The 783-nt window shown below is 71.9% G+C and carries 1 protein-coding gene and 1 pseudogene; both read right to left on the bottom strand.

What is annotated here, in order from left to right; genetic code table 11:
• Positions 1–103, bottom strand: a pseudogene (locus HUK84_RS20985) (NAD(P)H-dependent glycerol-3-phosphate dehydrogenase); the annotation flags it as partial.
• Between the two features lie 71 nt (positions 104–174).
• The coding region (gene rlmJ, locus HUK84_RS20980) for a 23S rRNA (adenine(2030)-N(6))-methyltransferase RlmJ (protein ID WP_176641898.1) at positions 175–783 on the bottom strand (609 nt) is incomplete at its 5' end.

Raw genomic sequence — 783 nt, 5'->3', positions numbered from 1 at the left:
GCCGCGCCCACAGATGGACCCGCGCGCCGGCCCGCGCGGCCTGGACGGCCAGCGCGATGCCCCAGGCCCCGGCCCCGATGACGGCTATGCGTGTCGCGTTCATGACCCTGCTCCCTTGCCCTGTTTTCTGGGCCCTGTTTTCTGGCCCCCGTTTCCTGGGCCCCGCTTCCCGGCCTATTCCCCGGCGATCCGCGTCGCGCCGGCCTCTCCTGTCCCATCCGGGGACAGGTGGGCAAGGGCCCGCAGCGCCGAAAGTCCCTGTTCGACAAAGCCATAGGGCGGATTGACCACCACCAGCCCGCTGCCATTCAGCCGCGCCGGGTCCAGCGGCGGCCGCAGGGTCAGTTCCAGCGCCACGATGTCGCGAATCCCCGAATCGCGCAGCGAATCGCGGAAGGCACGCACCGGCGCGCGATTCTTGATCGGATACCATGCCGCGATGATGCCGGTGGCGAATCGCCGGTGCGCCGCTGCGATCCCGGCCGCCAGCCGGGCAAATTCGTCCGGCTGCTCGAACGGCGGGTCGATCAGCACCAGCCCGCGCTTCGCCTCGCGCGGCGGCAGCAGCGCGCCCAGCGCCTGGTAGGCGTCGCGGGCATGGACCGAAACCTGCGGATTGCCGGCAAAGACGGCGCGCAGCGCGCGACTGTCCTCGGGATGCAGTTCGCAGCAGACCAGCCTGTCCTGCGGGCGCAGCATCATCGCGGCGATCAGCGGCGACCCCGGATAGGCGGCGGGCGCCCCGGCCCGGCGCACCAGGTCCAGATAGGCGTCGGGCACGCC

This window comes from Nguyenibacter vanlangensis, assembly GCF_013376155.1.
GTDB lineage: Bacteria > Pseudomonadota > Alphaproteobacteria > Acetobacterales > Acetobacteraceae > Gluconacetobacter > Gluconacetobacter vanlangensis.
The sequence above is the reverse complement of the archived record's forward strand: the minus strand, read 5'-3'. Positions and strand labels throughout refer to the sequence as shown.